32 protein-coding genes and 1 pseudogene are annotated in these 26,412 nt (G+C 71.6%); 28 read left to right on the forward strand and 5 right to left on the reverse strand.

The window, feature by feature from the left end:
- Positions 1-59 precede the first annotated feature (59 nt).
- The 7 genes from BM339_RS42280 to BM339_RS42310 all read left to right on the forward strand — a co-directional run bounded on the left by BM339_RS42280 (position 60) and on the right by BM339_RS42310 (position 6,533).
- On the forward strand, positions 60-1,280 hold the full coding sequence (locus BM339_RS42280; protein ID WP_075024493.1) for a hypothetical protein: 1,221 nt from the start codon (positions 60-62) through the stop codon (positions 1,278-1,280).
- Positions 1,280-2,065 carry an SDR family oxidoreductase gene (locus BM339_RS42285; protein WP_075024494.1) on the forward strand — a complete coding sequence of 262 codons (786 nt, stop codon included), beginning with the start codon at positions 1,280-1,282 and terminating at the stop codon, positions 2,063-2,065. Before BM339_RS42280 ends, BM339_RS42285 begins: the two co-directional genes overlap by 1 nt.
- Positions 2,066-2,078: 13 nt before the next feature.
- Entirely contained in the window at positions 2,079-3,257 is a 1,179-nt protein-coding gene (locus BM339_RS42290) for a sulfotransferase family protein (protein ID WP_075024495.1), read from the forward strand.
- A gap of 43 nt (positions 3,258-3,300) precedes the next feature.
- A complete protein-coding gene (locus BM339_RS42295; RefSeq protein ID WP_033330282.1) occupies positions 3,301-4,086 on the forward strand; it encodes a class I SAM-dependent methyltransferase in 786 nt (261 codons plus the stop codon).
- Positions 4,087-4,196: 110 nt separating this feature from the next.
- Complete coding sequence (locus tag BM339_RS42300; protein WP_075024496.1) at positions 4,197-4,748, forward strand: copper chaperone PCu(A)C domain-containing protein; 552 nt, start codon at positions 4,197-4,199, stop codon at positions 4,746-4,748.
- A 116-nt stretch (positions 4,749-4,864) separates the two neighbouring features.
- Positions 4,865-5,746, forward strand: a complete 882-nt coding sequence (locus BM339_RS42305) for a diacylglycerol/lipid kinase family protein (protein WP_075024497.1) — start codon at positions 4,865-4,867, stop codon at positions 5,744-5,746.
- 61 nt (positions 5,747-5,807) lie between these two features.
- Entirely contained in the window at positions 5,808-6,533 is a 726-nt protein-coding gene (locus BM339_RS42310; RefSeq protein WP_177287910.1) for a YwaF family protein, read from the forward strand.
- A 7-nt stretch (positions 6,534-6,540) separates the two neighbouring features.
- Here BM339_RS42310 and BM339_RS42315 read toward each other — a convergent pair whose 3' ends face one another.
- Positions 6,541-7,320, reverse strand: coding sequence for a maleylpyruvate isomerase family mycothiol-dependent enzyme (locus BM339_RS42315; RefSeq protein ID WP_075024499.1), 780 nt, complete (start codon positions 7,318-7,320; stop codon positions 6,541-6,543).
- Positions 7,321-7,407: 87 nt separating this feature from the next.
- Here BM339_RS42315 and BM339_RS42320 point away from each other — a divergent pair.
- A pseudogene (locus tag BM339_RS42320) lies at positions 7,408-7,576 on the forward strand (isocitrate/isopropylmalate family dehydrogenase); the annotation flags it as partial.
- Positions 7,577-7,602: 26 nt separating this feature from the next.
- On the opposite strand, the gene BM339_RS49270 reads toward BM339_RS42320, so the two are convergent.
- Positions 7,603-8,058, reverse strand: coding sequence for a hypothetical protein (locus tag BM339_RS49270; RefSeq protein ID WP_143118819.1), 456 nt, complete (start codon positions 8,056-8,058; stop codon positions 7,603-7,605).
- A 395-nt stretch (positions 8,059-8,453) separates the two neighbouring features.
- Between BM339_RS49270 and BM339_RS42330 the strand changes: the two genes are divergently transcribed.
- The 19 genes from BM339_RS42330 to BM339_RS42420 all read left to right on the forward strand — a co-directional run bounded on the left by BM339_RS42330 (position 8,454) and on the right by BM339_RS42420 (position 22,469).
- Positions 8,454-8,807: a DoxX family protein gene (locus tag BM339_RS42330; RefSeq protein ID WP_075024501.1), complete on the forward strand. Its 354-nt coding sequence runs from the start codon at positions 8,454-8,456 to the stop codon at positions 8,805-8,807.
- 290 nt (positions 8,808-9,097) lie between these two features.
- Positions 9,098-9,529, forward strand: coding sequence for an Asp23/Gls24 family envelope stress response protein (locus BM339_RS42335; protein ID WP_021592676.1), 432 nt, complete (start codon positions 9,098-9,100; stop codon positions 9,527-9,529).
- A complete protein-coding gene (locus BM339_RS49275) occupies positions 9,526-10,011 on the forward strand; it encodes a hypothetical protein (RefSeq protein WP_143118820.1) in 486 nt (161 codons plus the stop codon). Before BM339_RS42335 ends, BM339_RS49275 begins: the two co-directional genes overlap by 4 nt.
- A gap of 24 nt (positions 10,012-10,035) precedes the next feature.
- On the forward strand, positions 10,036-10,239 hold the full coding sequence (locus BM339_RS42345) for a hypothetical protein (RefSeq protein WP_412515436.1): 204 nt from the start codon (positions 10,036-10,038) through the stop codon (positions 10,237-10,239).
- The gene (locus BM339_RS42350) at positions 10,236-10,589 is read left to right on the forward strand and encodes an Asp23/Gls24 family envelope stress response protein (RefSeq protein WP_021592679.1); all 354 of its coding nucleotides are present in this window, start codon (positions 10,236-10,238) and stop codon (positions 10,587-10,589) included. The genes BM339_RS42345 and BM339_RS42350 overlap by 4 nt, the downstream gene beginning before the upstream one ends.
- On the forward strand, positions 10,586-11,194 hold the full coding sequence (locus BM339_RS42355; protein WP_021592680.1) for a DUF6286 domain-containing protein: 609 nt from the start codon (positions 10,586-10,588) through the stop codon (positions 11,192-11,194). The genes BM339_RS42350 and BM339_RS42355 overlap by 4 nt, the downstream gene beginning before the upstream one ends.
- Complete coding sequence (locus tag BM339_RS42360; RefSeq protein WP_177287911.1) at positions 11,194-11,778, forward strand: alkaline shock response membrane anchor protein AmaP; 585 nt, start codon at positions 11,194-11,196, stop codon at positions 11,776-11,778. Before BM339_RS42355 ends, BM339_RS42360 begins: the two co-directional genes overlap by 1 nt.
- Before the next feature lie 267 nt (positions 11,779-12,045).
- A complete protein-coding gene (locus BM339_RS42365; RefSeq protein WP_021592682.1) occupies positions 12,046-12,345 on the forward strand; it encodes a UxaA family hydrolase in 300 nt (99 codons plus the stop codon).
- Positions 12,324-13,487: a UxaA family hydrolase gene (locus BM339_RS42370; protein ID WP_021592683.1), complete on the forward strand. Its 1,164-nt coding sequence runs from the start codon at positions 12,324-12,326 to the stop codon at positions 13,485-13,487. Before BM339_RS42365 ends, BM339_RS42370 begins: the two co-directional genes overlap by 22 nt.
- A 1-nt stretch (position 13,488) precedes the next feature.
- The gene (locus tag BM339_RS42375; RefSeq protein ID WP_075024502.1) at positions 13,489-14,454 is read left to right on the forward strand and encodes an NAD(P)-dependent oxidoreductase; all 966 of its coding nucleotides are present in this window, start codon (positions 13,489-13,491) and stop codon (positions 14,452-14,454) included.
- On the forward strand, positions 14,451-15,521 hold the full coding sequence (locus BM339_RS42380) for an Ldh family oxidoreductase (RefSeq protein ID WP_024934396.1): 1,071 nt from the start codon (positions 14,451-14,453) through the stop codon (positions 15,519-15,521). The genes BM339_RS42375 and BM339_RS42380 overlap by 4 nt, the downstream gene beginning before the upstream one ends.
- Complete coding sequence (locus BM339_RS42385) at positions 15,518-16,210, forward strand: succinate dehydrogenase/fumarate reductase iron-sulfur subunit (RefSeq protein ID WP_021598988.1); 693 nt, start codon at positions 15,518-15,520, stop codon at positions 16,208-16,210. Before BM339_RS42380 ends, BM339_RS42385 begins: the two co-directional genes overlap by 4 nt.
- On the forward strand, positions 16,200-17,924 hold the full coding sequence (locus tag BM339_RS42390) for an FAD-dependent oxidoreductase (RefSeq protein WP_075024503.1): 1,725 nt from the start codon (positions 16,200-16,202) through the stop codon (positions 17,922-17,924). The genes BM339_RS42385 and BM339_RS42390 overlap by 11 nt, the downstream gene beginning before the upstream one ends.
- Positions 17,921-18,424, forward strand: coding sequence for a succinate dehydrogenase, cytochrome b556 subunit (sdhC, locus tag BM339_RS42395; RefSeq protein WP_083598487.1), 504 nt, complete (start codon positions 17,921-17,923; stop codon positions 18,422-18,424). The genes BM339_RS42390 and sdhC overlap by 4 nt, the downstream gene beginning before the upstream one ends.
- Positions 18,425-18,443: 19 nt before the next feature.
- Entirely contained in the window at positions 18,444-18,815 is a 372-nt protein-coding gene (locus BM339_RS42400) for a succinate dehydrogenase/fumarate reductase transmembrane subunit (protein WP_021598991.1), read from the forward strand.
- 107 nt (positions 18,816-18,922) lie between these two features.
- Positions 18,923-19,732, forward strand: coding sequence for an ABC transporter ATP-binding protein (locus tag BM339_RS42405; protein ID WP_075024504.1), 810 nt, complete (start codon positions 18,923-18,925; stop codon positions 19,730-19,732).
- A 13-nt stretch (positions 19,733-19,745) separates the two neighbouring features.
- On the forward strand, positions 19,746-20,600 hold the full coding sequence (locus BM339_RS42410; RefSeq protein ID WP_024934394.1) for an ABC transporter permease: 855 nt from the start codon (positions 19,746-19,748) through the stop codon (positions 20,598-20,600).
- A gap of 30 nt (positions 20,601-20,630) precedes the next feature.
- On the forward strand, positions 20,631-21,608 hold the full coding sequence (locus tag BM339_RS42415) for an ABC transporter substrate-binding protein (RefSeq protein ID WP_075024505.1): 978 nt from the start codon (positions 20,631-20,633) through the stop codon (positions 21,606-21,608).
- A 114-nt stretch (positions 21,609-21,722) separates the two neighbouring features.
- Positions 21,723-22,469 (forward strand): FadR/GntR family transcriptional regulator, encoded by a 747-nt coding sequence (locus tag BM339_RS42420; protein WP_021598995.1) that lies wholly within the window; start codon positions 21,723-21,725, stop codon positions 22,467-22,469.
- A 14-nt stretch (positions 22,470-22,483) separates the two neighbouring features.
- Here BM339_RS42420 and BM339_RS42425 read toward each other — a convergent pair whose 3' ends face one another.
- From BM339_RS42425 to BM339_RS42435, 3 genes are read right to left on the reverse strand one after another with little or no spacing between them, the layout of a single operon-like run.
- Positions 22,484-23,218, reverse strand: a complete 735-nt coding sequence (locus tag BM339_RS42425) for a sulfite exporter TauE/SafE family protein (protein WP_024934393.1) — start codon at positions 23,216-23,218, stop codon at positions 22,484-22,486.
- 49 nt (positions 23,219-23,267) lie between these two features.
- Positions 23,268-23,867, reverse strand: coding sequence for a fumarate hydratase C-terminal domain-containing protein (locus BM339_RS42430; protein WP_218163903.1), 600 nt, complete (start codon positions 23,865-23,867; stop codon positions 23,268-23,270).
- Positions 23,868-23,871: 4 nt separating this feature from the next.
- On the reverse strand, positions 23,872-24,774 hold the full coding sequence (locus BM339_RS42435; protein WP_021591185.1) for a fumarate hydratase: 903 nt from the start codon (positions 24,772-24,774) through the stop codon (positions 23,872-23,874).
- Between the two features lie 229 nt (positions 24,775-25,003).
- Here BM339_RS42435 and BM339_RS42440 point away from each other — a divergent pair, with 229 nt between their 5' ends.
- Complete coding sequence (locus tag BM339_RS42440; RefSeq protein ID WP_218163904.1) at positions 25,004-26,404, forward strand: 4Fe-4S dicluster domain-containing protein; 1,401 nt, start codon at positions 25,004-25,006, stop codon at positions 26,402-26,404.
- Positions 26,405-26,412 lie beyond the last annotated feature (8 nt).

Consider the following 26,412-nt stretch of genomic DNA (forward strand, 5'->3'; position numbering starts at 1 on the left):
ACGCCAGTCGCGATCACGAGCACGGCTAAGCTCCTCACCCGCGATCCCAGGAGAGCCCGGTGGCCACCGACTCAGCCGCAGGCACGACCGACCGTTCCGCAGCCGCCGCGCGCTCGTTCGCCGACGCGGTCCTGGAGGCCGAGCGGATCATCCGCACCGCGCCGCACGTCAAGACCGACCAGGACCTGGCCGAGGGCCTCGACTACCTGGCCGGCAGCATCAAGGCGTCGCTGCACATGGTGGGCGCCTACCAGCAGGACTATCCGTTCTTCGCGTCGTCCACCGGCCCCTACACCAAGCTGGGGCTCGACAATCCCGACACGCTCTACTTCCACGCGTACATCAGGGACGACGCCGAGTACGTGGTCACGGGTCGGCGCGGCACGACCGCCGATCTCAGTTTCCAGATCATGAACGGCGACTACTCGCCCACCGAGTCGCCCGACAGCCTCACCGCCTTCGACGACCGCGAGCTGGACATCGCCGCGGACGGGACGTTCCAGGTCCGCTTCGGCCCGGCGAAGGAGGACGCCGGCCCCGGTTACGTCGCGCTCGCCCCCGGATCGGCGATGCTGATCGTCCGGGAGGTGTTCAGCGACTGGCCGAACGAGAGGCCCGGCGAGATCCGCATCCACCGGGCCGACACGCTCGGGACGTCCCCGCTGCCCACGCCGTCCGATCGGATGGCCCGGCGGTACGAGATCGCGGGGAAGATGCTGGTGTCGAGGATCCGCACCTTCCTGGCCTTTCCCGAATGGCACTACCTGCAGTTGCCGGTCAACACGCTGACCGAGCCGCGGCCGACACCCGGCGGGCTCGCCACGCAGTTCTCGTCCGTCGGCCACTACGACCTGGACGACGACGAGGTCATGGTCATCACCGCTCCGGCCGCCGCCAAGGACGTGGCCCCCTACCAGGGATTCCAGCTCGGCAGCATGTGGTACATCTCGCTCGACTACATCAACCACCAGACGAGCCTCACCGCCGACCAGGCCCGCGTGGACGAGGACGGCATGATCCGATACGTGGTCAGCGAGCGCGATCCCGGCCTCGCCAACTGGATCGAACGCACAGGTCATCGCCGCGGTTATCTGCAATTCCGCTGGCAACGCCTCACCCGCGACCTCAAACCGGAAGACGGCCCGAGCGTCGAGGTGGTGCCGTTCGACGAGCTGCCGAACGTTCTGCCCTTCCACGACGGGCAGCGCATAGGCAAGGACGAATGGGCGGAGAAGATAGCCGCGCGCCAGACCGCCGTCGCGAAGAGGATGCTCGGCTGATGGGCACAGACCTGCTGAAGGACAAGGTCGTCGTCGTATCCGGGGTCGGCCCCGGGCTGGGACGCGGCCTCGCGCTCCAATGCGCGGTCGCCGGCGCCGATGTCGTGCTCGCCGCCCGCAAGGAGAAGCGCCTCCTGGAGGTCGCCAAAGAGGTCGAGGAGATCGGCCGCCGCGCCGTCACCGTCCCGACCGACATCAGGGACGCGGACGCCTGCGAACGGCTCGTCGAGACGGCCAAGGAGGCGTTCGGACGTGTCGACGGCCTCATCAACAACGCCTTCGCGACGCCGCCGCTGACCGATCTGACCACGGTCGACATCGACGCGGTCCGCGCCGGGTTCGAGACCAACGTCCTGGCCGCGCTGCACCTCACGCGGCTGTTCGTCCCGGCGCTGGAAGAGACCGGCGGCTCGGTCGTGATGGTCAACTCGGCCGTCCTGCGCCATTCGAGGCGGACGTTCGGCGCCTACAAGATGGCCAAGGCCGCGCTGCTCGCCATGGCGCAGAACCTGTCCACCGAGCTCGGCCCGCGCGGCATCCGCGTCAACACGATCGCGCCGGGCTACATCTGGGCTCCGAACCTCAAGTGGTACTTCAACCACCTCGCGGAGAAACGCGGCGTCCCGCCGCAGCAGGTGTACGACGAGAACGCCGCGACCACCGACCTGCGGAAACTGCCCGAGCCCGACGAGGTCGCCGACACCGTCGTGTTCATGCTGTCGCCGCTGGCCCGCGCCGTCACCGGCCAATGCCTGGACGTCAATTCCGGCGAGTGGCACCACTAGGAAGGGCGCACCGATGGCGAACGGCCGCGACAGCGTGGGGACCGTCGAGGACCTGCACGCCTCCGCCAGGAAAGTCACCGGCATGGACGACTTCGGCGGCGACGAGTACATGGAGGGCCTGCGCGTCCTCGTGGAGTCGCTCGTCAAGGACGCGGGGCTCACCCCGTTCGGCAACAAGGCGCAGCGGGCGATGCTGCGCGGCGCTCTCGCGGCGCGCCAGTTCTCCGAGGCGGCCTGGCGGCGTCATCCCGAGTACGCCGGCGTTCCCATCGAGCGGCCCGTTTTCGTGACCGGCCTGCCCCGCACCGGCACCACCGCCTTGCACCGGCTGCTCACCGCCGACCCGGCCCACCAGGGCCTCGATCTGTGGCTCGCGGAGGTGCCGCAGCCCCGCCCCCCGCGCGAGACCTGGGCGGACGATCCCGTCTTCCAGGCGATCGACGCCGGATACCGTCGGCACCACGTCGAGAACCCGGAGTTCATGGGCGTCCACTACATCTCGGCGGACTCGGTCGAGGAATGCTGGCAGCTCCTGCGCCAGAGCATGCTGTCCATCTCGTTCGAATGCCTCGCCCACCTGCCCACCTACTCGGCGTGGCTCGCCGGGCGGGACTGGACGGACGCCTACCGCCGCCACCGGCGCAACCTCCAGCTCATCGGCCTCAACGACGCGGGGCGCCGCTGGGTGCTGAAGAACCCCAGCCACCTGTTCGCGCTGGACGCGCTGCTCGACGTCTACCCCGACGCCTTGATCGTCCAGACGCACCGCTCTCCGCGCACCGCGATGGCGTCGATGTGCAGCCTCGCCGCGCACGCCACCGCCGGATGGTCGGACGTGTTCACCGGCGCCACGATCGGCCGCGACCAGCTCGACCTGTGGAGCCGGGGCCTCGACCGGTTCCGCGCCGAACGTGCCCGGCACGATCCGGCGCAGTTCGCGGACGTCCACTACGACGATTTCGTCCGCGATCCCATCGGAACGGTCGAAGGCGTATACACCCGGTTCGGCCTGCCCTTCACCGACGAGGCCCGGACCGCCATGACGGAGCTCCACAACGCGAGCGCCACCGGCGCCGCAAAACCGGCACATCGGTACTCCCTGGAAGACTTCGGCCTTACCGCGTCCCAGATCGACGACCGTTTCGCCGACTATTCCGCGAGCCCGCGCTTGCCGGACGCGGCGCCGGGGTAGGGCACCCAGCACTCACCGAGGGTGCTCATGGGGGATGAGCCTGATGACCGGACCGCTGCCGCCCACCCGCAGGAATCGCGCGAGCCTGGCCTACAAGATCCGATATGCCGCACGGAACCCGGACAAGATCAGGTCGTATCTGTCGCGGGTCGCCCGCGATCTGAAATTCCGCGTTTCCAGCCGGAACCACATCGCCTACTACCGGGCCGTCATGAAGTCCGACACGGCGCGGGACCCGGAGGCCGCTGTCGGCAGCCGCTCCCACGAACGCTGGCTCGCGCTCGGCCAGATGCAGTTCGACTACCTGCTCAAACACGGCCTCAAGCCGGACGACCGGATCCTGGAGATCGGTTGCGGGAACCTGCGGGCCGGCTGGCGCTTCATCGACCACCTCGACGCCGGGAACTACTACGGCATCGACATCTCGCCCGACATCCTGCTCGCCGCGCAGAACACCCTCGTCCGCCACGACCTGGGCGAGAAGCTCCCGCACCTGATGCTCGTCGACGACCTGAAGCTCAAGTTCCTGCCTTCCCGGCACTTCACCATCGTGCACGCGCACAGCGTGTTCAGCCATTCGCCCATCGAGGTCATCGACGAATGCCTCGCCCATGTCGGACGCGTTCTGGCTCCCGACGGCTTCTTCGACTTCACCTTCGACCGGACCGAGGGAACCGAGCACCACGTCCTGCGTGAGGACTTCTACTACCGCACCGAAACGCTCCTCGCGCTGGCCGAACGCCATGGATTCAGCGCCCGTTTCATGGACGACTGGGAAGAACTCCCGCACGGCCAGTCGAAAATCCGCGTCACCCACCGCGAAACCTGACGCCGGCGACGCCGCCGCCCGTGGATTCGCCTTTACGCGCGCATGGGTTTGATCGACACGGCGGCGAGGAATCCTTCGCCAGTTCGGAGAGATCTGAGGTCGGGGGAACGATGGACGTCGCTCAGCTCGCCCGCGCCTTCGCCGCCCCGGCGGTGGCGGCGCTGCTGGCCGGCGCGCTCCTCGCGGGATGCGGCGACGACCCGACCGAGACCGATGTGTCGCCCGCGGCCGGCATCTCGGGGCAGATCGGGGCGGTCGACATCCGCGACCTCTTCGTCCTTGGCGGCCAGGAGGGCGAGACGATCCAGCGGGGCGGGTCGGTGCCCGTCTACATGACGCTGGTCGACTCGCCCAGCGACGCCGAGAGCCTCGACGCGTCCGGGAGCCCCGATCCCCGCGCGGGCACCGACCGGCTGACGGCGGTCTCGTCGCCCCAGGCCGCCTCCGCGGAGATCGTCGGCGGGACGGTCCGCCTCCCCGCGGGCGGGAACGTGCGAATCGGGCCCAAGCCCACGATCGTCCTGCGCGGGCTCAAGCAGGCCGTGCAGTCCGGGCAGTTCGTCCCGATCACCTTCCGTTTCGAGCGGTCCGGCAGCGGGTCCTTGAACGTCCCGGTCCAGGCCCGTGAGGGCGATCTGGAGAGCTACTCCCCGGCCCCTTGAGGGCGGTGCCGGAATTTTCCGGACTTGAAGGGGAAGGCATCGGGGGCGTGGGCACCCCCCGCGACCTCCGGCCCGCAACGCCTCCCGGAGGTTTCCGTCCGCCGACCAGAGGGACCATGCTTCTCTTCACCAACGCCAACGCCGGCACCCATGACGCTGAGACCGTGGAGAAGGTCGCCGGCCTCCTCCGGGACGCCGGGCGGGACGTGACCGTCTGCCCGTCCGCGTCGTCCGGCGACCTCGACCAGGCTCTGGACGGCGACCGGGACGCGGTCGCCGTGGCCGCCGGCGGCGACGGGTCCATCAACCGCCTGGTCGGCGCCCTGTACCGGCGCGGCGAGCTCGACCGGACGGTGGGGCTGGTGCCGATGGGCACCGGGAACGACCTCGCCCGCAACCTCGGCGTCCCGCTCGACCCCGAGGACGCCGCCCGCCTCCTGCTGGACGGCGGCCGGCGCGAGCTGGACCTGATCGTGGACGAGGACGGCCGCGCGACGCTCAACGCCGTCCACGCGGGCATCGGGGCGGCCGCCGCAGCGAGCGCCACGCGGTTCAAGTCGCGCCTGAAGGCCGCCGCCTTCCCGCTGGGCGCGACTCTGGCTGGCCTCCGCCACTCCGGATGGCGGCTGAAGGTCGAGGCGGACGGCGAGCCCGTCGCCGAGGGCAAGTTCCTGATGGTTGCGCTCAGCAACGCGTCCGGCATCGCCGGCGGTACGGCCCAGCTCGCCGCGGACGGCCACCCCGGGGACGGCAAGCTCGAACTGGTCGTCTCGGCCGCCACCGGACCGTTCGCGCGGGTCGCCTACGCCCTGCACCTGCGGAAGGGAACCCACCGGTTCAGGGACGACGTCCTGCACAGCACGGCGTGCAGCGTCACCCTCAGCGGCGAGGACTTCCGGATCAACAGCGACGGCGAGGTGTCCGGCCCCTACACGAGGCGCACGTGGACCCTGCACCCGAAGGCCTGGCGCCTGATCGCCCCGCCCGCCGCCGGCTGAAGCCCGCAAGGCACCCCCGCACTTCCCGAAGTCAGAGCGGGTGTGGTTAGCATCACCTGTGGTGACCGCCGCCGAACGATTCGCCGCGTACGGGCCTTCGCATTGGGCCGCGCTCGGGTTCTTCGCGATCGGATGCGTCGGGCTGGTGCTGCTCGGCCGTGCGCAGCGGACGGCGGGTCCGGAACCCGGGGAGCAGGCCAGAGGCTTCGGCAGGGCGTACGCGCTCGCGGTCGTCTACGTGATGATCGGCACCCAGCTGCACTCGCTGCTGCCCGGGCAGTTCCGGCTCGGCGGCTCCCTGCCGCTGCAACTGTGCGACCTGGCGTGGCCCGCCGCGGTCGTCGCGCTCTGGACGCTCGGCAGGCGCTCCTTCGCGCTGACGTACTACTGGGGCCTCACCCTGTCGGTGCAGGGCCTGATCACCCCCGCGCTGAACAACAACGACTTCCCGGACATCGCCTACCTGGGCTTCTTCGGGATGCACCTGATGATCGTGTGGGCCGCGGTGTACCTGACGTGGGGGCTCGGGATGCGCCCGGACTGGGGGAGCTACCGGTTCGCGTGCGCGGTCACGGCGATCTGGGCGGTCGCCACGTTCGTGTTCAACCTGATCGCCGGGACGAACTACGGCTACCTCAACGAGAAACCCGGCACCGGGTCGGTGCTCGACCTGATGGGCCCCTGGCCGTGGTACATCCTGGTCGAGGCCGCCATCATCCTGGTCGGCTGGGCGCTGATCACCTGGCCGTGGACGCGGGCGGACCGGGCGCGCGAGGCCGCCCGCTGACAGCGGCTCAGGCCAGCCAGAACCCGGTGCGGGTCAGCCACAGGTCGAGCAGGCCCGCGTCGCCGTCCACCTCGACGCGGGGCGCGGGCCGCCGGTAGAGGAGCATGAGGACGTCCGTGGCCGGACCGCGAACGGTGACCGCGGGCTTATCGGCAGCGCCGTCGCGCTGGGAAGTCGGCTTGCCCCCGGTGAGGTCGACCAGCCACCGCGCCTCGCCCGCGTGGAACTGCAGCGTCCGGCCGGGGCCGAGCAGGCCGGGCGCGTCCGGCCCGGGCTCGTACGCCTCCGGCACGGTGGCGAACTCCATCCATTCGTCCACGCCGTCGATCGCGACGTCCTCGTCGAGCGTGTACTCGGCCCCGGTCGCCAGCGCGGCGTCGGCCCGGTGCACGGCGGTCTCGAACGTCATGCGGCGGGCCCAGAAGTCGGCGGTCCGGCGGTCGATGTCGGACGGGTTCCACACCTCCACGCCGGGCCCGGCCTCGAGCAGGCACGCGGCCAGCCGGGAGGCTCCCTCGGCGAGCCAGGGATCCAGGACCGCCCAGTCCTCGTCGGTGTATCCGGCCAGGTCGTTGGCGGCCTTGTCGGAGACGGGCTCGGTGGCCCGCGTCCGGACGGCCGTCTCGGCCCACCGGTGGTCACCGCCGACGTGCCGGAGCAACTGGCCGAGGTTCCACCCGGGACAGGAGGGCACCGGTGCGGTCATGTCCGTGTCCTTGGCGTGCGCTCTCAGCAGATCGGTCTGGGCGACGATCTCCTCGCAGTAGCGGTCGAACGGCAGGAGCATGAGTTGATCATAGGGACACGGTGCCTCTCCAGTGGTCGTTCACGCCGGTTCTCCGGCCTTGAGCAGGTGGGCGTCGAGCGATGACCGGGGACGATCGGCATCGCCCCGAGCGCGAACATCAACCCGGACCGCGCTCGTCCGAGCCTCTTCGAACCCGTCCACGGCTCCGCCCCCGACATCGCCGGGCAGGGCATCGCCAACCCGGTCGGCCAGATCTGGTGCGCCTCGATGATGCTCGACCACCTCGGCCACCCCCGCCGCTCCCTGACCCGTCTCGCAGCCTCAGAGTTTGGCGACGATGAGCTTCGCGAACGGGATGGTGATGTGCTCGCGTTCGAACGCGACCTTCTTCTGGAAGCCGCCCGCCGACTCCCTGTCGAAGGTCACGATCTTCCCGGCCAGGGAGTAACGCACCTTCTCCTCGCTTGAGCGCTCGCGTTTCTGGTAGGCCGACGGTGTCGAGATCTTGAAGGTGATCCGGCCGCGCGCGCACTGCACCTCGGTGGTGGTCCGGTCCGCGGCGCAGCCGTCCCCGACCTCGACGCTGTTGGTGCCGCCGGAAGGCAGCTCGCTCTCGGGCAGAGCGGTGACACGCCTTCCGGCCGTCCGCTCATCGATCAGGACGGCCCCGTTCATCCCGGGAAGCCGGAAGGCGATGGTGCACCTGGCGCCTTTCGCGGTGACCTCGCGGCTGGACCCGATCAGGCTTATCTTGATGTCGCTCGATCTGTGGCTCACTTTCGTCGCCTGCGGAGGGACGGACCTGATCTCCGCCGCGGTCAGAAAGGAACAGGTCGCAGGCCACTGGTCGAACGCGAAATACCCGGACGAGTCGAATGCCGCCGGATAGCTGACGCGCTGCCCGGTGCCCTTCGCCGTTCCTATCTCGATCACCGCGGGCGGCTCTGATGAGCAGCCGCCCACCGCGGCGCATGCCACGATGGCGAATGCCAGCCGCCCCGCGGTACTCGCTCCCGGAGCGCGTGCCGGTTCCCGCTTCTTGTCATTGCTCAAGACTTCACCTACGCGATAGAAGTGACCTGTTACTGGATAGTCGAATCCGGCTTTCCGTCCGCTATCAGCGTCCTGTCTTCGCTGGTCAACGTCCTGTCGTCCACACAGGAGGTCCTGCCGTGATCAAGCCGTGGTGGCCGCTCGCCGGTCTGGCCGCCATCCAGCTCGGGGACGCCGCGATGTGCCTGAAGCCCGCCGGCTTCATCCGCGCCTGCCTCACCGATGTCAGGTTCCCCCGCCGTTACTGGCGGCTGCTGCCCATCCTGAAAACGGCCGCGGCAGTGGGCCTCATGGCCGGGATCTGGATCGAGCCGCTGGCCGTCATCACCGCCGCCGCACTGGTCGCCTATTTCATCGTCGCCATCATTTTCCATATCCGCGCTCGCGACTTCGGACGCAACCTTTTCGTTAATGCCACGGGAATGCTCGTCCTCTGCGTACTCGTGCTGGCGGTCGTACTGCGCTCGGTATGACGCACGATGCGGCGGCATTAGCCGGAGTGGCCGGGCCGGACGAGATCGGACGCTCGCGCGAACCTCGGCGCCGGGACTCACCCGTCCGAGTGGCCGTTCATCGCGCCGCACGGTGCTCCCTGGAGTAGATCGGCGTTGAGCCGCTCTTTGACTAAATGTCGGTTTTGGGTGACGCTCCGTGAGCATTAACGGCACGTCAGCCGACACACGGGAGGCCGACACCTAGGTGCATGGGGGGCATCGTGAGTCAGGACGACAGGCGGGGCGCCGGGCAGGGTGCGGCCGGGACGATGCGCAAGCGGGGGGACGACGGAGGGTCGAGCGAACTCGTCACCCCCGGCGGCAACACCAGGATCGCTGACGGTGTCGTCGCGAAGATCGCCACTACGGCCGCCAGGCAGGTCGGCGGCGTGCACGAAATGGGCGCGGGCGTATCCCGGGCGCTCGGATCGGTTCGGGAGCGTCTGCCGGGCGTGACGGCCGACAGCTCGCAGGGCGTGGCCGTGCAGGTCGGTGAGCGTCAGGCGGCTGTCGACATCGACCTGGTCGTCGAATACGGGCTGTCGATCCCCGACCTGGCCGCCGCCGTTCGCACCAACGTCGTCAACGAGATCGAGCACATGTGCGGCCTGGAGGTCGTCGAGGTGAACATCACCGTGGACGACGTCCACATGCCCGGTGACGAGCCGGAGGCGCGGCCCGAGGAGTCCCGAGTTCGATGAACTCTCCGACGGACGTCGTGGGCGCGTCCCAACAGCCCTGGTCAGGGGCCGCCGGCGAACCGGGTCCGGCCGGAGGGCAAGGGCCCTACGAGCCGGGGCTCGTCGCCGGGGCGGCGCGACCGGGCGCCCTGTCAAGCGAGAGACCGCCCGGCGGGACCAGCGCGGTGGCCGCCCGGTCATGGACAGCGCCCAGCCGCCGGGAGCCGCTCGCGGAGCTGGCGGAGCGGGTCGCGGAGAAGGCCATGGCGTGCCCGGACGTACTGGGCCTGACGGCCGGTCCCCGCGGCTGGATCGTGACCTACCGCGTCGGGCCCCCGTTCGCGGGGGTCGCCGTTCACGAAGCGGTGATCGAGGTGGGGGTGGTCGTCCGGTACGGACGCCCGTTCGCCGAGATCGCCGAGGATGTACGGCGTCTGGTCAGTCCTCTTGCCGGTCGGAGGACGGTGGATGTGCTGATCGGGGACGTGGCCGATGGCGGGTAAGCGTTAGCCGAGTGGGAGATCCAGATGGATGTGAGAGTGCTGTGGCCCGTGGTCGGCCTGGCCTTCGGGGTGGCCCTGGGGTTCGCCGGAGCGTTCGGTGGTGCCGGGCCGTTCTTCCTCGTGCTGTTCCTGGGCGCGCTCGGGTTCGTGGTCGGCCGTGTCATCGAGGGCGGTCTCGACCTCCGGGAGATCTTCTCCCCGGGCGGCGCGGGACGGCGCCCGCGATGACGAAGACCGAGCGGGGCAGGACGACGATTCGCGACCGGGCCGTCGCGCGCATCGTCGTCAAGGCCGCGCAGGATGTCGAGGCGGTCGGCGGGCTCGGCCGGACGATCGCCGGCGTGCCGGTCCCCGGGCGGCGCCCCGCCCGCACCGAGGTGTGGGTGAACGGCGACATCGTCACGGCCAAGGTCGCTCTGTCGGTGACGTACCCGATGCCGGTGCGCGCTGTCGCCCGCCGGGTGCGCCAGAGCGTCCGCGATCGGGTGATGGGATTGACCGGACTCACCGTCCGGCAGGTGGACGTCGACGTAGCCGAGCTGGGGCGTCCGGCGGCGGGTGAGAGGACGGTGCTGTGACCGCGCACGCCGGTGCCCGGCCCGCCACCGAGCCGCGCACCCGCGTGACCGGTACGCGTAAGGCCGACCGGGCGGCCAGGCACGCGTTCCGTTCGCGCCGGGTGCCGTCGGCCCTCGCCGGGGCGCTGCTGATGGCGGCGGCCGGCGTGCTGACGGCGATCGAGGTCATCTCGGCGTTGCTGGACCGCCAGGCCCACATCTTCCCGCACGGGTGGGTGCAGGACGCGGAGTGGAACGACTGGTACGTGCTCGCGATCTTCGCGACTCTGGCGCTGATCGGCGTCTTCTTCGTGCTGGCCGCCCTGCTGCCGGGCACGTCCCGGATCGTCCCGCTGCACGGGCGGGACTCGGGCCTGGTCATGGGGGTGAGCAGGCGTGGGCTCAAGCGCGTCGTCGCCGCCGCGGCCGAAGGGGCGCCGGGCGTGTCGGGTGTCCGGAGGGTGCGGCTGCGCCGTCGGCAGGTGAAGGTGGTCGCGGAGACGCCCGTTCATGCCCCGGCGAGGCTGGACGAAGGGGTTGCCGAGGCCGTCCGTGAGCGGCTCGATCAGCTTGGGCCGCTGCCCAGTCGCTCGGTCGCGGTGCGGATGCAGCACCGGGAGGGGTGATGGTGATGGACCGCCGTCCCGCGCACGTCAACCGCACCGGCCTGATCCTGCTCGGCTTCGTCCTCGCCGCCGCAGGGGGCGGTGGCTTCGCCCGCGGCCTGGGCGCCTTCGGAGACACGCGGGCCTCCGCCCCGGTGCTCACCGGCCAGGCCCGCCGCTTCGCCGATGACCATGGCTGGTTCTGGCCCGCCGTCGCTGCGGCTGCCGTCGTCTTGGCGCTGCTGGGACTGGCCTGGCTGCTCATGCAGATCCGCTCGGGCCGATTGCGGGGCCTGGCGCTGGAGCCGGACGCCGAGGCCGGCACGACACGGGTGGAAGCCAAGGCCATCGCGGGCGCGCTCGAAGCGGAGATCGGAGAGTACCCGGGCGTGCACAGGGTGCGGGCACGGCTGATCGGTTCGTCCAAGCGCTCCGAGCTGCGCCTGAACATCGCCTACGGGCAGGATGCGGACCCCGCCGAACTTCGGCGGCGCATCCAGGACGAGGCCATCCCCCGGCTCTGCACCGCTCTCGAACGCGGGTCGATCCCCACCGTGGTGCGACTGCGGCCTCTACCCGGAAAGCAACCCGCAACCGTCATCTGAAACGCGGTGGCTCGGCGACGTGAACCGATCTTGGTTCCCGCGGTCACCACGTGGCCGGTTCGGATACCACCACGCCTCTCTACCGCCCGCCGCACGACGTGCGGAGCACCCGCCGCGCGACGGGGCAAGTATTCGTGGTGACGAACGTTTTGACGTTCCAGCAGGTCAGAGGGTTATCTGAAAATCCGTTGCCGGTCAGGCGTTGACCGTGGCCAGGCGCGTGCCTACTGTGCCGGGGGTAAGAGGTCTTACCTTTCGGAGGCAAGAGTGAATCAGCCACCCGGTTTCCTCGCTCACTACGAGGGGGACTCGGTCGCGGTCGCGGTCAGGGACGTCGCGGCCGGCCCGGCGCAGTGCGGCTACCTGCGCGGGCCGGACGCCGTGGACCTGGAGGTGCTCCAGGACATCCCGCTCGGGCACAAGGTCGCCCTCGTCGACATCCGGCAGGGCGAGGACGTGCGGGAGTACGGGGCCCGCACCGCGGTCGCGTCCGCGGACATCAGGAAGGGCGAGTACGTCCACGTTCACAACGTGAGGAGCGCGCGGTGGCAGAACAGCATGGCCTGACGGGATACCGCCGGGAGAACGGCACGGTCGGCATCCGGAACCACACGGTCATCCTCCCCGTCGACGACCTGTCGAACGCGGCGGCCGAGGCGGTCGCGAAGGTCGTGCCCGGCACCCTCGCCCTGCCGCACGCCTACGGGCGGCTCCAGTTCGGCGAGGACCTCGAACTGACCTTCCGCACGCTCATCGGCACCGGCCGCAACCCCAACGTGGGCAGCGTCGTCGTCATCGGGATCGAGCCGAACTGGACGAACCGGGTCGTCGAGGGCATCGCCAAGACCGGCAAGCGGGTCGAGGGCCTCGCCATCGAGGGCGTCGGCGACCTGCGCACCATCGAGCGGGCGTCCCGGATCGCCCAGCGGTTCCTCCAGGAGGACAGCGAGCGCGGCCGCGAGCGCGTCGAGCGCGGCGAGATCATGCTGTCGATCAAGTGCGGGGAGTCCGACACCACCAGCGGGCTCGGGTCCTGCCCGACCACGGCCGAGGCGGTCGACCGGTGGGTGGACGCGGGCGGCACCGTGCTGTTCGGCGAGACGAGCGAGCTGACCGGCGGCGAGCACCTGATCGCCGACCGCTGCGTGAACGACGAGGTCCGGGCCAGGTTCCAGGGCATCTACGACGACTACCTGGCGATGATCGAGCGGACCGGCGCCAACCTGCTCGGCTCCCAGCCCACGCAGGGCAACATCGCGGGCGGGCTGTCCACGATCGAGGAGAAGGCGATGGGCAACATCGCCAAGACCGGGTCCAAGCCCGTGATCGGCGCGCTCGGCCCCGCGGAGGAGCCGGAGTCGGGGCCCGGCCTGTACTTCATGGACACCTCCTCGGCCGCCGCCGAGTGCATCACGCTGATGGCGGCCGGCGGCGCGGCGATCCACCTGTTCCCCACGGGCCAGGGCAACGTCATCGGCAACCCCATCGAGCCGGTGATCAAGCTGACGGCCAACCCGTCCACGGCGGCGAACATGGGCGAGCACATGGACTTCGACTGCTCGGGCCTGCTGCGGCGGGAGATCTCGCTCCCCGAGGCGGGCGACGGCCTGATGGACGTCATCGACCGGACCGTCAACGGCCGTCTCACCTGCGCCGAGTCCCTCGGGCACCGCGAGTTCGTGCTGACCCGCCTCTACCAGAGCGCCTGACATGGGAGTGGACGTCGCGGTCGTCGAGGACGTGTGGGGCGCGCCGTTCGAGGCGCTCGCCGGCCGCCGCAGCGTGCTCCGCGACCCCGGCGTCTGGTCCGCGCCCGACCGGCTGCGGGCCGTCGCGGGCGAGGCCGGCGCCCTCGTGGTGCGCAACCGCACCCGGGTGACGCGCGAGCTGCTCCGCTCGGCTCCCGGCCTGCGCGTGGTGGCGCGGGCCGGGGCCGGGCTGGACAACATCGACCTGGACGCCGCGGCCGAGCTGGGCGTCACCGTGGTCGCGGCACGGGGCGCCAACGCGGCCAGCGTCGCCGAGCACGCGCTCGGCCTGGCGCTCGCCGTGTCCCGCCGCGTCCTGGAGCTCGACCGGGACGTCCGGGCGGGCACCTGGCGCCGGGTCCCGGGGCGCGAGCTGGCGGGAGGGACGTGGGGCCTGCTGTCCGCCGGCGCCACGGCCCGGGCCACCGCGCGCCTCGCCCGCGGCCTCGGCATGCGGGTCGTCGCCCACGACCCCTACATCCCGGACGACCATCCCGGCCTCCGCGAGCTGGGCATCGAGCTGCTCCCCCTGGAACGCACCGTCGCCGAGTCCGACGTGCTCAGCGTCCATCTCCCGGCGACCGAGGCCACGACCGGCCTCGTCGGCGCGGACCTCCTCGCGCGCTGCAAGCCCGGCGCGATCCTGGTCAGCGTCGGACGCGGCGAGGTGGTGGACGAGCGGGCTCTGGCGGAGGCGCTGGAAAGCGGCCACCTGGCCGGCGCCGCCCTGGACGTCCGCGCCGCCGAGCCTCCGGCGGCGGGGCCCCTGGAGCGGATGCCCAACGTCGTCCTCACGCCCCACGTCGCGGGCATCACCGTCCAGTCGCAGGCCCGGATCGCGCAGATCCTCTGCGACGACATCGAGGCGGTGCTGGACGACCGCGTTCCCGCCCACGCCGTCACGCCCGCCCAGGGAGGTCGCCGATGAAGATCCCGCTCGGGGCGGCACGCCGGCTCGCCCATGACCTGCTGGCCGGTGCCGGGCTCGCGGAGGAGCGGGCGGAGACGACCGCACGGGCGATCACCCTGGCGGACGCCTGGGGCATCGGCTCCCACGGCCTGTTCCGGCTGCCCTACTACCTCGACCGGATGGCGGCCGGCGGGCATCCCCCGGACGCCGAGCTGAAGACCCGCGCCGACACCGGCCCCCTGGTGTTCCTCGAAGGCGGCGGCGGGCTCGGGCACTGGCAGGTCGCCGCCGCCGCCGAAACGGCGGTGGAACGGTCCGGACGGTACGGGGTGGCGGCCGTCGCGGTCGGCGACAGCGGCCACTGCGGAGCCCTCGGCGTGTACGCGCTGGAGATCGCCCGTGCCGGACGGCTCGGCCTCGTCTTCTCCAACGGCCCCGCGGCCCTGCCGCCGTGGGGAGGCGACCGGGCGCTGCTGTCGACCTCGCCCATCGCGGCCGGGATACCGCTCTCGCCCCGCCCGGCGGTGGTCGACCTGGCGCTCAGCACGGTCGCGCGGGGCAAGGTCGGGGCCAAGGCGAAGGCGGGGGAGACGCTGCCCGAAGGCTGGGCCCTCGACCGGGCCGGCAGGCCGACCACCGACCCCCGGGAGGCGCTGGCCGGGATGCTGGCCCCGCTCGGCGGCGCCAAGGGATACGCCCTCGCCTTCATGGTCGAGGCGCTGACCGGCGGCCTGGTCGGGCCGCACCTGTCCCGCGACGTGGCCGACCCGTTCGCCGCCGGCGACCGGGGGAGGCCGCAGCGGATCGCCCACCTCGTCCTCGCGCTCGACCCGTCCCTCGGCGACCCCGAGGACGGCGGCGCCGCCGCGCGGGACCGCCTCGCTGACCTGGCGGACCAGGTCACCGCCGCCGGCGGCCGGGTGCCCGGCACGGGCCGCAGCGCGCCCGACGAGCTGGGCGACGACGACGAGATCGAGGTCGACGCGGCCGTCCTCGACGACCTGCGGGCCCGGGCCGCGAGCCGCGGCGACGGCGGACCGCCCGTCCCGGAGGGCGACGACCGCGAGCAGAAAGGATCCGCATGACCCTCCTCGTCCGCGTGGCCCGCAGCGACCCAGGCGCCCCCGCCGAGTTCCGGATCGAGACGTTCCACCCGATGACCGTGCTCGACGTCCTGCTGGCCATCCAGCGGGAGCACGAGCCCTCGCTGGGATTCCGCTTCTCCTGCCGCGTCGCCATGTGCGGGACGTGCACGCTCCGGGTGGACGGGCGCTCCGCGCTGGCGTGCCAGACCGTCCTGGCGGAGGACGCCACCCGCATCCGGCTCGACCCCGCCGCGGGCTTCCCCGTCGTGCGGGACCTCATCACCGACACCACCCCCTTCTGGGAGCAGTGGGCGCGCATCACCCCGTACGTGGTGCCGGACGAGGACGCCGTCGGCGGCGACCCGGCCGTGATCCCGCCGGACTCGCCGGAGCGGCGGGCCATCGATCCCGCGCTCGACTGCATCCAGTGCGGGGCGTGCTTCTCCAGTTGCGGCATCGCGGGACGGCCCCGCACGTTCCTCGGCCCGGCCGCGCTCAACCGCGCCCTCGTCCTCATCCAGGACTCGCGCGACACGGCGACGCGGCAGCGCCGGGAGCTGGTCGCCGGGGCCGACGGCGTCGACCGGTGCCACTACATCTACGGCTGCACGGGCTCCTGCCCGAAGGGACTCGACCCCGCCCGGTCGATCCGGCGGCTCCGCAAGGGAGGCGGTCGCGATGACGGCTGACACTCCGAATTTCGAGGAGGTCGTCACCGACGTCGCGATCGTGGGCAGCGGCGGCGCGGGCCTGATGTGCGCGCTGCACTGCCACGAGGCCGACCCCGGGCTCGACATCACCGTCATCAGCAAGGGCGCCGTCGGCCGCTCCGGCTGCACCCGCATGGTGCAGGGCGGGTTCAATGCGGTCCTCGACCCCGCGGACTCGGTGGACGCGCACTTCCGCGACACCCTCGCGGGCGGCAAGTACCTCAACCACCAGGACCTCGCCTGGACCCTGGTCAACGACGCCCCGAACGTGATCCGCGAGCTGGAGAACCGGGTCGGCTGCTTCTTCGACCGGCGTCCGGACGGGCGGATCAAGCAGAAGGCGTTCGCCGGCCAGTCGTTCGACCGGACGGTGCACCGCGGCGACCTCACCGGCATCGAGATCATGAGCCGGCTGCGGGACCAGATGCTGCGCATCGCGGCGCGCGAGCTGGAGGACGTCCGGGCGCTCGACCTGGTGTTCGACGCCGGGGGGCGGCTGGCCGGGCTGACCTGCCTGGAGGTGCAGACCGGACGGTTCCTGCTCGTCCGGGCCCGGGTGGTGGTCGTCGCGACCGGCGGCGCCGCCACGATGTACCGGATCGCCGCGCCGGCCCGGGAGAAGACCGGTGACGGAGTGGCGATGTGCCTGCGCGCCGGGCTGCCGGTCCGCGACATGGAGATGCTCCAGTTCCACCCGACGGGCCTGCTCACCGGACGTTCCCGGATGACGGGGGCCGTGCTGGAGGAGGGCCTGCGCGGCGCCGGCGCGCACCTGTACAACGCCCGGGGCGAGCGGTTCATGGAGCGCTACGACCCGGAGCGGATGGAGCGCTCCACCCGCGACGTCGTCGCCCGCGCGAGCTACACGGAGATCATCGAGGGGCGCGGCACCGAGGCCGGCGGCGTGTTCATCGACATCTCGCACCTGGGCGCCGAATGGGTCGAGCGCACCTTCACCGGCATGGTGGAGCGCACCCGGCTGTTCGGCGGCGACCTCGCCCGCAGGCCCGTCGAGGTGTCGCCCACCGCCCACTTCCACATGGGCGGCGTGGTCATCGACACCGACTGCCGTACCGAGATGCCCGGCCTGCTGGTCGCGGGGGAGGACGCGGGCGGCGTCCACGGCGCGAACCGCCTCGGCGGCAACGGCGTCGCCGAGTCGACGGTGTTCGGCGCGCGCGCCGGTGACACGGCGGCCCGGCTGGCGCGCGAGCGCGCGCTCGGCCACGCCGATCCGGAGGCGGTGGGGGCGTCGTTCTCCAAGGCCACCGCGCCGCTGCGCACCGGGGACGGCGAGCTGCCCTACCCGCTCACCGCCGAGCTCAAGGACCTGATGTGGGAGAACTGCGGCGTCGTCCGGCGGCGGGACCGGCTGGAGGACGCCCGGGAGCGGCTGGCCAAGCTCGCCGACCGCGCCGGCCGGCTCTCGGTCCCCGGCCCGGCGGCGTTCAACCCCGCCTGGCAGGAGTCGCTCGACCTGGTCAACCAGCTGACCGTCGCCCGCGTCATCGTCGAGTCCGCGCTGGCCAGGGAGGAGACGCGGGGAGCGCACGCCCGCTCGGACTTCCCCGGCGGCCAGGACGACGGCGAGCTGCGCTACATCGTCGCGAGCCAGGCCGCCGGGGACGGGCCGCGCCTCACGACCCGGCCGGTGGAGTACGGCCGGCTGCGTCCGCGGGAGGCCGGGCGATGATCGCGCAACTGGTCTTCCTGGCGGGGTTCACCGCCGTCACCGCCGTCATCATCGCGTTCACCGGAATGGTGGCCGTGGGCGCGCGCCGCACCGACGGCGGAACGCATGTGGGCGCCTTCCTGCGAAGCCGCCTGGCGCGCCGGTCCTACGACCGCGCCGAGGGCAACCGGTGGGCGTTCTACGCCCATCGCGTCAGCGGGTTCGCCGTCTTCGCGTTCCTGGCACTGCACATCCTCGACGTGAGCGCGTACGCGTGGTCGCCGCGGCTGTACGACGACGTCCACGAGCTGTACTCCACCGTGCCGATGCGGCTGTTCGAGTGCGGGCTGCTGGCGGCGCTGGGCTTCCACGCGCTGAACGGGCTGCGGCTGGTGGCGATCGATCTGTGGGACGTCGGGCCGGTGGGGGCGGCCCGGCTGCTGGACGCGGTCGCCGGTCTCACGGCCGTGATCACGCTCGGCGGCGCCGTGGTGATCATGTGGCCGGTGCTGGCGGGCTAGGCGGGAGGGCGAGGACACCGTGGAATCGACGACGACGCGCACCCGCGCGGGCGGCCGGATCGGCGGCCGGGGCTTCCTGATGATCCGGGGCACCGGCGTGCTGCTCGCCGTGCTGGCGCTCGGGCACTTCGCCGTGACCCATCTGGTGAACGACGTGGCGCAGACCGACGCGTCGTTCATCGCCCGGCGCTGGAGCTCGGCGCTCTGGGTGATCTGGGACGGGCTGCTGCTGGTCGCGGCCCTGGCGCATGTGGGCGCGGCCGCGGTGGCCGTCGTCCGCGACTACTGGACCGATCCGGTGGGCCAGCGCCGGATGCTGGCCGGGCTCCGCGGCGCGCTGCTGGTGCTGCTGGTCATCGGGGCCGTCACCCTGTTCCGCGCGGCCGGCTGAGCCGCGACCGTACTGGCCGAATAAACCGACCGAAACGATAGGAAACCGAGCCGGGAACGCTGAGGCATGACCTCTTCCTCCCCCACCCCAAGGAGTGAGGTATCGCAATGAAAGTGGACGCGACGGCGGAGCGCCCCGCCAAGGAGCCGTTGCTGACGGTGCAGGGCGCGCGCGTCGGCTACGAGACGGACGGCCGGTTCCAGACGGCGGTCCAGGACGTGAGCTTCGACATCTATCCGGGCGAGAACATCATGCTGCTCGGGCCGTCCGGGTGCGGCAAGTCCACCCTGCTCAAGACGATCGCCGGGTTCATCGAGCCGTCCGGCGGGACCGTGCGGATCTCCGGGCGGACGAGCCTCGCGCCGGGGCCCGACCGCGCGGTCGTCTTCCAGGAGTTCGACCAGCTCTTCCCGTGGCACACGGTCGAAGGGAACCTGAGCTACCCCCTGCGGGTGAACGGCCGCGGCAAGCAGGAGGCGAAGCGGCTGGCCGGCGAGTACCTGGAGCTGATGGGGCTCGTCCACGCCGCGGACCGCTACCCGCACCAGCTGTCGGGCGGGATGAAGCAGCGGGTGGCGATCGCCCGCGCGATGGCCCTGCAGCCGCTGATGCTGCTGATGGACGAGCCGTTCGGCGCCCTGGACGCGCAGACCAGGTCGCGGCTCCAGCGCGAGCTCAAGGACGTCGCCGCCCGCAACGACGTCACGATCCTCTTCGTGACGCACAGCATCCAGGAGGCGGTGTTCGTGGGCCACCGGGTGGTGGTGCTGACCCCGCCGCCGTCCACGGTCCGGGAGGTGGTCGACGTCTCCGGGCTCGACGACCCGACCTCGCCGGAGTTCGTGGCCGCGCTGCGCCGGCTGCGGTCGCTGCTGACCGAGGACGGCGAGGAGCCCGACGACATGGCGTTCGAGTAGGGAGAGCGGTTCGATGAGCGAAGCCATGACCAAGGCGGTCGGTGCCGCCGACCCCGTGGAGCACGGCCGTCCCCGGGCCCGCCGCAGGACCTGGGGCGACCTGCCCGTGGCGCCCCGGCGCCTGATCATCCTGGCGCTGATTCTGGCCGCCTGGCAGGCCTACGTGTCGTTCTCGGGCGTCAACCAGCTGCTCGTCGCGGGCCCGGTGGACGTGGCGAAGACGATGGCCGAGGGGCTCGCGGGCGGCGACCTGCTGCGCTCCACCGCGACGACCCTGGAGATCCTGCTCGGCGGCATGGCGGCCGGCATGCTGGTCGCCGCCGTGCTGACGACGCTGGCGTCCTGGACGCGGCTGGGCGAGGACGTCCTCGTGCTGCTGACCTCGATGCTCAACCCGCTGCCGTCGATCGCGGTGCTGCCGCTGGCCATCCTGTGGTTCGGGATGAACAGCACCTCGCTGATCTTCGTCATCGCCAACTCGGTGATCTGGCCGATCGCGATCAACGTCAGCAACGGGTTCCGCACCGTCAACCCGACCATCATGGCGGTCGGCCGCAACATCGGCCTGTCCGGCGTGCGGATCGTCAAGGACGTGCTGATCCCGGCCGCGCTGCCGAACATCATCGCCGGGCTGAAGACCGGCTGGGCCTTCGGCTGGCGCACGATCATCGCCGCCGAGCTGGTGTTCGGCGTCGCCGGCGGCAAGGGCGGCCTCGGGTTCTTCATCAACGACGCGCGGACGTTCATGCGCACCTCCGAGGTGTTCGCCGGCCTGGTCACGATCGCCCTCATCGGCATCGCGCTGGAGCTGCTGTTCACCTGGATCGAGCGCCGCACCGTCGTCAAGTGGGGCACCAAGACCGCCTGACCCGAAGGGATTCAGATGGGGCTAGAACTCATGACTCGGCCCACCCGCCGCGCGCTGCTCGCGGTGCTGTCGGCGGGGGTGCTGGCGGTCTCGGCGGGCGCGTGCGCGGCCGGCGCCAGCGGCCCGACCGACGAGATCACCATCGCCTACCAGCCGGGAATCGGCTACGCGCCGCTGCTGGTGGCCAAGCAGCAGCGGCTGCTGGAGAAGCGGTTCCCGAAGAAGAAGATCAGCTGGCGGATGCTCAACTCGGGGTCGGCCATCCGGGACGGCATGGTCTCCCGGGACATCCAGGTCGGCTCGGGCGGCATCGGCCCGTTCATCGTGGGCGCCAGCAACGGGCTGCCCTGGAAGATCGTCATCGCGCTGGACAACGCGAACCTGCAGCTGATGTCCAAGTCGCACGGCTCGCTGGCGGACCTGCGCGGCAAGGGGAAGATCGCCATGCCCGGCCCCGACTCGATCCAGGCGGTGGTGCTGCGCAAGGCGGCCGAGAAGCAACTCGGCGACGCCGACGCGCTGGACACCCAGATCGTCTCCATGGGGCACCCGGACGGCCTGCAGGCCCTCTTGTCCGGGCAGCTCGCCGGCCATCTCACCTCGCCGCCGTACCAGGTGCAGGAGCAGCGCGGCGGCGCGCGGGCGATCGTCCGCAGCTACGACGTGTTCGGCGAGCACACGTTCAACGGCGTCTACGTGCTGTCGGACTTCCGCAAGTACAACCCGGAGTTCGTCCAGGGCCTGGAGGACGTCGTGGCGTCGTCGGCGAAGCTGCTGAACGACGACCCGGACCAGGCCGCCGAGATCCTTTCGGCGGAGTCCGGCGGGAAGGTGTCCGCGGCGCAGCTGAAGGAGCAGATCACCGCCGGGGACATCACGTACTCGACCAAGCCGACGGGCTACATGGCTTTCGCCCGCTTCATGAAGAAGATCGGCCTGATCGAGAAAATACCCGCCAGCGGCTCGGACTACTTCTTCGCCAACCAATTCACCAAGGGAGGAACCTGAGTAGCGTTCGCACCGCCGGGACCGGGCGGCTCCGCCGGGGGGGCGGGTGATCTGCGGATGCCGGTAATATCGAGCGGAAAGTGGTCTCGTTAATGCGGAAAAAGGGGGGCCCGGGTGGGTAGCGGAGTTCCCGACGTCGGCTGGCGCCTGGTCAAACCGAGCGGCCACCTGCCCGAGCGCGTGGTGACGCTGATCAACGAGCTCATCGTCGCCGAGCGGCTCAAGCCGGGCGACCGCCTCCCGCCCGAGCGCGAGCTCGCCGTCCTGCTCGGGGTGAGCCGGCCGGTGGTCCGGGAGGCGGTCCGCGAGCTGGCCGCACGGGGGCAGCTCAGCGTGCGGCACGGCCGCGGGATCTTCGTGGAGACGCCGAGCGCGGCCCAGGACCTGCGCGCCGCCATCGCCGGCGAGCAGGTCGGGCTGCAGGAGCTGTTCGACATGCGCGAGGTGCTGGAGGTGGCGGCCGTCGGCTGGGCCGCCGCCCACGCCACGGACGACGACGTGGCCGCGCTGCGCGAGGCGCTCGCCCGGCTGGACGAGGCCGCGACGCCGGAGAGCCCCGACTTCGCGACCCTCCAGCTGCTCGACTCGGCGTTCCACCTCAAGATCGTGGAGATCGCGCGCAACCGCTTCCTGCTGAAGACGGTGGGGGTGCTGCAGGACATGATGCACGCGAGCATGCGGACGACGCTGTCCCTCCCGGGGCGCATCAAGGCCTCCAGCGCCTGCCACCACGAGATCCTCGACGCGATCGTCGCCCATGACGAGGCGGAGGCCACGCGGGCGATGCGCGACCATCTGGAGTCCGCGCGCACCGCGGCCCTGTCCCGCCTCGAAGAGAAGCGGCGGACCGTCGCCGACTGAACGTCCGGGGCGGGTCACAGCGCGGTGGCGATCGTCGCGCAGCCGGCCGTCAGGATGACGCCGAGGCTGATCCCCCGGAACACCCGGTAGGGGATGCGGCCGGCCGCGCGGATGCCCAGCTGGTTGCCGAGGATGCCGGCGGGCAGCCAGAACGCGACGTATCTCCCCAGCGGCGCGAGGACGTCCGGGTCGGTGGCGGTGAGCAGCGCCAGCGTGAGGGCGTTCGACACGATGAAGTAGACGGTGAGGTCGGCGACGAACGACATCTGCTCCACGCGGTCGCGGGTCAGCAGCAGGGCGGGCGGGACGCCGTTCAGCGACGTCGTCACCCCGAGGAACCCGCCGCCGGCCCCGGCGGCGAGGGTCGTCGCCGCGCCGGCGGGGGCGCCGTCGCGGTCGCCCGGCCGGAACGCGATGGCCAGCGCGGCGCCGATCGCGACCAGCCCGACACCGATCTTCAGTACCCCGGTGTCGAGCGTCCCGCGGACGGCGAGGCCGGCGAGGATGCCGGGGACGGCGCCGCCGATCAGCCGGGCGGCGCGCGGCCGGACCAGATGGCGGCGCAGCCGCGGGACCGCCGCGAGCCGGGTGAGCAGGGCGATCGCGAGGTTGGCGGCGACGACCTCGCGCAGCGGCAGCCCGGCCGCCAGCAGGGACGGCGCCGCCACCAGGCCGAAGCCGAAGCCGGTGGCGCCGCCCAGCAGCGCGGCCAGGAAGATCCCGGCCGCGCCGACGACGATCTGCGTCACGGCCGGCGGGGGCGGGCACCGGCCCGCGGGCCGCGGCCGGGCGGAGCGGTCACAGGCCCAGCTTCCGGTAGGCGGCCTCCATGTTGGCCTGGGCCCGCTCGGACGTCCGCTCGTACTCGGACGCGCCGTGGGAGTCCATGGTGACGAAGAGGGGGCCGAACCCCGTCACGCGGAACTTCCAGAGGCATTCGGGCATGAGGTCCTCCCAGAGGACGTCCTCGATCTCGGCGACCTGGAGGGTCTCGTAGCTGGCGGCGCCTCCGGTGATGGACAGGTAGACGGCGCCGTGGCGGCCGAGATGCTCCAGCGACCCGGCGCTGAGGCCGCCCTTGCCGATGATCGCGCGGACGCCCAGGTCCTCGACGCAGCCGCGGGTGAAGCGGTCCATCCGCATCGAGGTCGTGGTGCCGACGGAGACGGGGACGTAGCCGCCCGCGTCCGTCCGGCGGACGCTCGGCGCGGTGTGCAGGAAGGCGGCGCCGGCGAGGTCGGCCGGAACGCGCCGGCCCTCGTCGAAGAAGCGGATGAGGGACGCGTCGCGGACGCCCCAGATCGTCCCGTCGATCCAGAGCTCGTCGCCGCAGCGCAGCGAGCGGGCGGTGGCCTCGTCGAAGGGGGCGTCCAGGCGGAGCACGCGGTCAGTACCCACGCGGTCAGTACCCATAGGTCACCTGCCCGCCGGCCGCGATGCGCGCACGCGCCCGCTCGCCCCGCCAGCACTGGATGTTGACGGCGACGGGGTTCATCGAGATGTGCGTCCAGGCGTATTCGACGTGGACGGCGAAGGAGGTCGTGGCGCCGCCCAGGCCCTGCGGCCCGATCCCGGTGGTGTTGATGGCGTCCAGCATCTGGCGCTCGAACTCGGCGATCTCCGGTTCGGGGTGCGGCTGCCCGACGGGACGCAGGGTCGCCTTCTTGGCGAGCGCGGCGCACTGGTCGGCGGTGCCGCCGAGGCCGACGCCGACGACCGTGGGCGGGCAGGGGCGCGGGCCGGCCTCGACGACGCGGTCGAGGATGTACTTCTTGACGCCGGCCTGGCCGTCGGCGGGGGAGAGCATGCTCAGGAACGACATGTTCTCCGAGCCGGACCCCTTAGGGATGAGCAGGATGTCGAGGCCGTCGCCGCCGTCGGCGAAGTCGACGTGCACGGCGGGGACGCCGTCGCCGGTGTTGTCCTGGCGGTTCTCGCGGGTGAGCGGGTGCACGATGCTCGACCGCAGCGAGTGCCGCTCGCTGGCGAGGGCGACGCCCTGGCGCAGGGCCTCGGTCATCCGGGCGCCGTTGACCGGCGCCTCGGTGCCGATCTCGACGAAGAACACGCAGATCCCGGTGTCCTGGCAGACGATGATGCCGGTCTCGTCTGAGGTCTCGATCGCCTTGACCATCACCTCCAGGCGGCGCCGGGCGCCGCCGTCCTCGCGCTGGTGCGCGGCGTCGACCGAGTGCCGCACGTCGGGCGGGAGGTCGGTCAGGGCCTTCTTGTAGAGCGCCGCGGAGACCTCGCGCAGGTCGTCGTAGAGCTGGTCGGTTCCGAGCCGGACCGTGCCGGGACCCATCGCACCCCTTCCCTGGTGGTTTGACCTCTGACCAATGTAGGAAGCCGGGAGCGCGGCCGTCAACGCTCATAGGCAACGCCTATGAGCTCATCGTCAACCGGCGGGTACCGGCCCGCGCGCCGGTGTGTGCAGGCTAAGCGGCGTGCAATACGGCTTCGCGATCGACCAGCGCACATGCATCGGTTGTCATGCATGCACCGTCGCCTGCAAAACGGAACACGAAGTCCCGGTGGGACAGTTCCGTACCTGGGTGAAGTACGTCGAGAAGGGGGAATTCCCGTCGACGACCCGCGAGTTCGGCGTGATGCGCTGCAATCACTGCACGGACGCGCCGTGCGTGAAGATATGTCCGACGAAGGCGCTGTTCAAGCGCGACGACGGCATCGTCGACTTCGACGGGGACAGCTGCATCGGCTGCAAGAGCTGCATGCAGGCCTGCCCCTACGACGCCATCTACATCGACGAGGACACCCACACCGCGGCGAAATGCAATTTCTGCGCCCACCGCGTCGACCAGGATCTGGAGCCCGCCTGCGTGGTGGTCTGCCCGACCCATTCGATCTGGGTCGGTGACCTCGACGACCCGGACAGCGGCATCAGCAGGCTGGTGAGCACCCAGCCCACCGCCGTCCGGTCACCCGAGCAGAACACCGGACCCAACGTCTTCTACCTGGGCGCCGACCACGCCGTCCTCGACCCCCTGGCCGCGCCCGTCGACGACACCTACATCTGGGCGAGGCCGGACGCGCAGCGCCTGGAGGCGGCGCGCGACGCCGGTCCCGCCGATGAACCCGGCCGCCCCCGCACCACCCTCAACACCGCCCATCCCCGGCCCTGGGGCTGGCGCGTCACCACGTACCTGTGGACGAAGGGCGCCGGGGCCGGAGCCCTGCTCCTCGCCGCGCTCGCCCTGATCGCCGGTGTCGACCTCGGGCCGGTGGGACGGTACGTCGCGCCCGCCCTCGCCATCGCCGGCGCGGCCAGTACCGGGGCGCTGCTCGTCTGGGACCTGAAGCGTCCGGAGCGGTTCCTGTACCTGTTCCTGCGCCCCAACCCGACGTCGTGGCTGGTCTGGGGCGGAATCGTGCTGTGCGCCTGCACGGGTGCCGGCGGGCTGTGGCTGCTGTTCGGGGACATGTCCGTGCTGCGCTGGGCCGCGATACCGATCGCCGTGCTGACGGCCGGGTACACCGCCTTCCTGTTCGGCCAGGCCGAGGGACGCGATCTGTGGCAGTCGCCCGTGCTGTTCTGGCATCTGATCGCCCAAGCCGGAATGGTCGGCTCGGGGGCGCTGCTCGTCGCGGCGCCGTTCGCCGGGCTGGAGGGCAAGGCCGCCCGGTTCCTCACCTGGGCACTCGTCGCCTCGGCGGCCGTCCACCTGCTGTTCCTGGCGCTGGAGTACGGCGGCCGGCACTCCGGGCGGGCGGCGGCCTTCGCCGCGCACCTCGTCGTGCGCGGCCGGTACGCCAGGACGTTCTGGCTCGCCGGGGTGCTGCCGGTCGTGGCGGGCGCCGCGCTGGCCCTCCTCGGCCCCGCCGCCGGGGTCGCGGGCGGCCTGCTCGTCCAGGCGGCGCTCGTCGCCTACGAGAGCGTCTACGTCCGCGCCGGCCAGGACGTCCCGCTGTCCTAGCTCTTCCG

Origin of the sequence: Actinomadura madurae, assembly GCF_900115095.1 — a bacterium.
Lineage (GTDB): Bacteria > Actinomycetota > Actinomycetes > Streptosporangiales > Streptosporangiaceae > Spirillospora > Spirillospora madurae.